This is a genomic window from Saccharomonospora saliphila YIM 90502, from assembly GCF_000383795.1.
Lineage (GTDB): Bacteria > Actinomycetota > Actinomycetes > Mycobacteriales > Pseudonocardiaceae > Saccharomonospora > Saccharomonospora saliphila.
In genome coordinates this window covers 1-5,784 of record NZ_KB912620.1, presented here as the reverse complement: position 1 = coordinate 5,784, position 5,784 = coordinate 1, and the positions used below count along the sequence as shown (strand labels likewise).

Below are 5,784 nucleotides of genomic sequence, written 5' to 3'. Positions count from 1 at the left end.
GCCCACCCAGCGCCGCGGCGGACCGGCGCAGGCGCGCCGGGGTGGGCACCGACTCCCGGTCGGCGATCACCGCGTCCACGGCCAGCTCGGGCGCGTGCTCGCACAGTACGTCCAGGTGCTGTTCCGGCGAGAAACCCGCCGTCTCACCGGGTTGGGGGATCAGATTGAGGATCACCACCTTCGTCGCCGTGGTGCGCAGTAGTGCGTCGTGCAGGTCGGGCACGAGCAGATGCGGCAGCACGCTGGTGAACCACGACCCCGGCCCCAGAAACACCGCGTCGGCGGACAGCACCGCCTCGACGGCGTCCGGACACGCCAGCGGCGGCTTCTCCGGACGCCCGGGGTTGTGCAGGCTGACGCGCCGCACACGCCCCGGAGTGCTGGCGACGGCGACCTGTCCCCGGATGCGGCTGACCTCGCCGTTCTCCAGCCCGGTGACCTCGGCCTCGATCTCAAGCGGCTCCGCCGACATCGGCAGCACGCGGCCGGAGATGCCCAGCAGCGCGGCGGCCTCGTCCAGTCCGGCCACCGGGTCACCCAGCACCTCGAACAGCCCCGCCAGCAGCAGGTTGCCCACGGCGTGCCCGGTGAGCGCACCGGACCCGCCGAAACGGTGCTGGAACACCTCGGCCCACAACGTGCCGCCGTCCTCGGCCGCGGCCAGGGCGGCCAGCGCCTGCCGGAGATCACCCGGTGGCAGCAGCCCCAGCTCCTGACGCAGCCGCCCCGACGATCCCCCGTCGTCGGCGACGGTCACCACCGCCGTGACGTCCGCGGTGATCCGCCGCAGCGCGCTCAGGGTCGCGTGCAGCCCGTGGCCCCCACCGAGCGCGACGGCACGCATCCCAGTCACTCCCTGCCCAGGTCGCGGTGCACCACCTTGACCGCCATGCCGTCCTCTTCGGACAGGCGCGCCGCCAGCTCCTCCGAGATCGCCACGCTGCGGTGCTTGCCGCCGGTGCAGCCGACGGCCAGGGTGAGGTAGCGCTTGCCCTCCCGCTTGTACCCGGCACCGACCAGGCGCAGCAACTCGTGGTACTGCCCGAGGAACTCCTCGGCGCCCTCCTGGCCGAGCACGTAGTTGCGCACGTCGCCGTCCAGTCCGCTCTGGTCGCGCAGCTCCGGAATCCAGAACGGGTTCGGCAGGAAGCGCACGTCCATCACCAGATCGGAGTCCATCGGCAGCCCGTACTTGTAGCCGAACGAGAGCACGGTGACCCTGGTCTGGGTGCCGGTCTCGGTGCCGAACGCGTCCTCGATCTTGGCCCTGAGGTCGTGCACCGACAGCGCGGAGGTGTCCAGCACCAGGTCGGCCTCCTCCCGCAGCGGCGCGAGCAGGGCGCGCTCGGCGGTGATGCCGTCGACGAGCCTGCCCTCGGCCTGCATGGGGTGACCACGCCGGACCTGCTCGAAGCGGCGCACCAGCACCGGGTCGGTGGCTTCGAGGAACAGCACCCTCGGCTTGTAGCCGCGCGCGTCGAGTTCCTTGATCACCGAGGAGAGGTCGTCGGTGAACGCCCGCGACCGCACGTCCATCACCACGGCCACCCTCGTGATGGCGCCCCGCGCCTGGGCACCGAGCTCGACCATCGTCGAGATCAGCTCGGGCGGAAGATTGTCCACCACGAACCAGCCCAGGTCCTCGAGGCACTTGGCCGCCGTGCTCCGGCCCGCGCCGGACAGGCCGGTGACCACGGCCACCTCCATGCCCGACGCTCTGGCGTCGTCGTTGCTCATCAGTGCGACTCCCCTCCTTGTTCACCCGTGTCCCCGGCCAGCGCGGCCCGGACGGCCTCGGCCGTGCGTTCCCCGATCCCGGGTACCGCCGCGATCTCGGCGGTGCTGGCCTGCCGGAGCTTCTTCACGGACCCGAAATGCTTGATCAGCGCCGTCCTGCGGGTCTGCCCGAGCCCGGGAATGCCGTCCAGCGCCGAGGTCCGCACCCGCTTCGACCGCTTCTGCCGCTGGTAGCGGACCGCGAACCGGTGTGCCTCGTCGCGCACCCGCTGGAGAAGGTACAGCGCGTCCGAGGTCCTCGGCAGGATGACCGGGTCCGGGTCGGCGGGCAGCCACACCTCCTCCAGCCGCTTGGCCAGCCCGACCACGGCCACGTCCGTGACGCCGAGCTCGGCCAGCACGTCGGCGGCGGCCGTGGCCTGCGGCCCCGCGCCGTCGACCACGAGCAGGTTGGGCGGGTAGGCGAACTTGCGGGGCCTGCCCGTCTCGGGGTCGAGTCCCCCCGCTTCCGCCTGCGCGTCGGCCGTGGCACCGGTGTCGGCCTCGCGGAGGTAGCGGGCGAAGCGCCTGCGCACCACTTCGGCGATGCCCGCGACGTCCCCCTCGGTCGCGGCCTCGCGGAGCGCGAAACGCTTGTACTCGGACTTGCGCGGGACGCCGTCCTCGAACACCACCAGTGAAGCCACCACGTCGGTCCCGCCGAGGTGGCTGATGTCGACACATTCGATGCGCAACGGAGCCGTGTCCAGCCCGAGATGCTCCTGCAGCTCGGCCAGCGCCGCCGAACGGGCCGTCAAATCCCCCGCCCGGCGCAGCTTGTGCTGGGCGAAGGCCTCCTCCGCGTTGCGCGTCACCGTGTCGGCGAGCTGCCGCTTGTCGCCGCGCTGCGGCACGCGCAGCCGCACCCGCGAGCCGCGCAAGGTCGACAGCCACTGCTCCATCGACTCGGCGTCGGCGGGCAGGGCGGGCACGAGCACCTCACGGGGTACCGGAGAGCCGTCCGTCGGTGTCTCGGCGGCGAGGTCGGCCTGTTCGGCATAGAACTGGGAGAGGAACTGCTCGACCAACGCGGCGACGTCCATCTCCTCGACCTTGTCGATCACCCAGCCGCGCTGGCCGCGCACCCGGCCACCGCGCACGTGGAAGATTTGCACCGCCGCTTCCAGCTCGTCGTGGGCGAAGGAAACGACGTCGGCGTCCGTGCCGTCGCCGAGCACGACCGCCTGCTTCTCCATCGCCCTGCGCAACGCGCCGAGGTCGTCGCGCAGGCGGGCGGCGCGCTCGAACTCCAGCTCCTCGGAAGCGGCGGCCATCTCCCGTTCCAGCCTGCGCACCATCACGTCCGTACGCCCGGCGAGGAAGTCGCAGAAGTCTTCGACGATGGCACGGTGCTCGTCGGCGGTGACGTTGCCCACGCAGGGTGCCGAGCACTTGTCGATGTAGCCGAGCAGGCAGGGCCTTCCGATCTGGGCGTGCCTGCGGAAGACACCGGCCGAGCACGTCCGCGCGGGGAACACGCGCAACAACAGATCGAGAGTCTCACGGATCGCCCACGCATGGGCGTACGGGCCGAAGTAGCGCACACCCCTGCGGCGCGGGCCCCGGTAGACGTGCAGCCGGGGGAACTCCTCGTGCAACGTCACGGCCAGCACCGGGTACGACTTGTCGTCGCGGTAGCGGACGTTGAACCGGGGGTCGAACTCCTTGATCCAGTTGTACTCGAGCTGGAGCGCCTCGACCTCGGTGGAGACCACGGTCCACTCGACACTCGCCGCCGTGGTGACCATCTGACGGGTGCGAGGGTGCAGGCCGGACAGGTCGGCGAAGTAGGAGTTCAGCCTGCTGCGCAGGCTCTTGGCCTTGCCGACGTACACCACGCGCCCGGTCGCGTCGCGGAACTTGTACACACCGGGCGCCTCGGGAATGCTTCCCGAAGCGGGTCGATAGGTCGCGGGGTCAGCCACGCTCCCAGCCTATGGCGAGCCCCGACACGCCCGGCCGACCCCCGCTGTCGAGACGACGGGACCCGGCACGCCGGGTATAGGTCGTTATACATCGCGGGGTGGAACCCGGAGGAGCTTGCGCGGACGGGTGTGGAATTCTGCGCGGCATGCGGATCGCGACGTGGAACGTCAACTCGGTGGGAGCGCGGCTGCCACGCCTGACGGCGTGGCTGGAGCGGGTGGCGCCCGACGTGCTCTGCCTCCAGGAGCTCAAGTGCGACGACGACGCGTTCCCGGTCGCCGCGCTCGCCGAACTCGGGTACGAGGTCGCCTGCCACGGCACGGGCCGCTGGAACGGCGTCGCTGTGCTCTCCCGGGTCGGCCTCGCCGACATCACCCGGGGCCTTGTCGACGAGCCCACCTACTCCGGCGCCCTCCAGCCCCGGGCCATCGGCGCGACCTGCGGCGGCGTCCGCGTGTGGTCGGTGTACGTGCCCAACGGCCGCGCCCCGGACCACCCGCACTACGCCTACAAACTGCGCTGGCTGGACGCCCTCGACGCCACCGTGCGTGCCGAGGGCGGCGCCGCGCGCCCGTTCGCCGTGCTCGGCGACTTCAACATCGCCCCGGCCGACGACGACGTGTGGGACATCTCGCTGTTCGCCGAGTCCACGCACGTCACCGAACCCGAGCGCAAGGCGTTGGCGGCGCTGTCCGACGGCGGGCTGCGCGAGGTGGTTCCCCGGCCGCTCAAGTACGACCGCCCGTACACCTACTGGGACTACCGCCAGCTCGCGTTCCCCAAGAACCGGGGCATGCGCATCGACCTCGCCTACGCCTCCCCGTCCGTGGCGGAGACGGTGACCGACGCCTGGGTCGACCGCGAGGAGCGCAAGGGCAAGGGCGCCTCCGATCACGCCCCCGTGGTGCTCGACCTCTCCGGCTGAGCACGGTCGGCGGGTGCGGCCACGGCGGCGTCGAGCAGCGCGAGAGTGCGCATTACCGGGGGATGGGTGGCGACCGAGCGCTTCACCGCCACGCTGATCCGCCGGACGGGTCTCGGCGACACCACCGGTACCGCCCGCAGCCCGTCCGGCAGGTCACCGATGCCCAGTCGCGGGATCACGGTGATGCCGATCCCGCTGGCGACGAACGGGATGGCCGTGCGGTAGTCGCGCATCTCGACCGAGAAGCGGGGCGTGAACCCCGCCTCCGCACAGGCGCTGAGCAGCACGGCGCGGCACGCGCCCTGGCTGAGGTCGTTGTCGATCCACGCCCGCTCGGACAGCACACCGAGCGGGATCTCCGAGAGCGCGGCCAGTGGGTCGTCGTCCCGCACGACGGCGAGGTACGGGTCGTCGATCAGCGGGTGGACCAACGCCCCCGGCAACGGCTCGCTGCCGGGGTGCTCGACGAACACGTTGACGTCCAGCTCGCCCGGCCCGTCCTCGGCGACCTCGGTCCACCGCAGGTCGAGGCGCAGGTCGGGGAACTCGGCGAGCAGCGCCGTCACCACCGTCGGCAGCCAGGTCGCGCCCGCCGAGGCGAAGTAGCCGATGGACAGGCTGCCCGTGCGGCCCGCGCGCAGGTCGCGCACGAGACCGTCCATCCTGGCCAGCTCGCCGAACAGCGACTCGCTCTCGGCGGCGAGGGCGCGACCCGCCACGGTCGGCTCCACACCCCGGCCCGCACGGTCGAACAGCCGTAGTCCCGTCTCCCGTTGCAGCGCGGCGAGCTGCTGGCTCACCGCCGACGGCGTGTAGTCGAGCGCGTCGGCCGCCGCGCGCAGGGACCCCTTCGCCACCACCGCCCGCAGCACGCGCAGTTTCGCGACATCCACCATCCCACCGATCGTACAGCGTGACTGAACAATGGTGCAGAACAATTCGCTTGTGCTGTCGCGTTCGCGGTACGGACCATGAGCGTCGTGACCACGTCCTCGCACAGTGCCTCGGCCCGGCGCCCGTCCGCACAGTCCCCATCCGCACAGTCCCCATCCGCACCGTCCCCGTCCGCGCAGTCCCCGTCGGCGCAGTCACCGTCCGCGCCCGGCACCGAGCCCGGACGGCCGAGCGGGCGGTGGGACGGCCGCGTCACGGCGGCC

General features: G+C 71.8%; 5 protein-coding genes. 1 reads left to right on the top strand and 4 read right to left on the bottom strand.

The annotated features are described in order from the left end of the window. From SACSA_RS21255 to uvrC, 3 genes are all read right to left on the bottom strand, one after another. Nucleotides 1-844, bottom strand: an 844-nt coding sequence (locus tag SACSA_RS21255) for a gluconeogenesis factor YvcK family protein (RefSeq protein ID WP_019813416.1), incomplete at its 3' end; no start/stop codon positions are given. Between the two features lie 5 nt (nt 845-849). After that, a complete protein-coding gene (gene rapZ / locus SACSA_RS0103130; protein ID WP_019813414.1) occupies nt 850-1,737 on the bottom strand; it encodes an RNase adapter RapZ in 888 nt (295 codons plus the stop codon). Then, a complete protein-coding gene (gene uvrC, locus SACSA_RS0103125) occupies nt 1,737-3,701 on the bottom strand; it encodes an excinuclease ABC subunit UvrC (protein WP_028661482.1) in 1,965 nt (654 codons plus the stop codon). Before uvrC ends, rapZ begins: the two co-directional genes overlap by 1 nt. Nucleotides 3,702-3,847: 146 nt before the next feature. Between uvrC and SACSA_RS0103120 the strand changes: the two genes are divergently transcribed. Continuing rightward, a complete protein-coding gene (locus SACSA_RS0103120; RefSeq protein ID WP_019813410.1) occupies nt 3,848-4,627 on the top strand; it encodes an exodeoxyribonuclease III in 780 nt (259 codons plus the stop codon). Here SACSA_RS0103120 and SACSA_RS21250 read toward each other — a convergent pair. Continuing rightward, nucleotides 4,594-5,523: a LysR family transcriptional regulator gene (locus tag SACSA_RS21250; RefSeq protein ID WP_019813408.1), complete on the bottom strand. Its 930-nt coding sequence runs from the start codon at nt 5,521-5,523 to the stop codon at nt 4,594-4,596. The genes SACSA_RS0103120 and SACSA_RS21250 overlap by 34 nt on opposite strands. Between the last annotated feature and the right edge of the window lie 261 nt (nt 5,524-5,784).

Bases quoted from the DNA above. Each gene is read 5' to 3' on its own strand.
- rapZ (WP_019813414.1), bottom strand. From the start codon at position 1,737: ATGAGCAACGACGACGCCAGAGCGTCGGGCATGGAGGTGGCCGTGGTC.
- SACSA_RS0103120 (WP_019813410.1), top strand. From the start codon at position 3,848: ATGCGGATCGCGACGTGGAACGTCAACTCGGTGGGAGCGCGGCTGCCA.
- SACSA_RS21250 (WP_019813408.1), bottom strand. From the start codon at position 5,523: ATGGTGGATGTCGCGAAACTGCGCGTGCTGCGGGCGGTGGTGGCGAAG.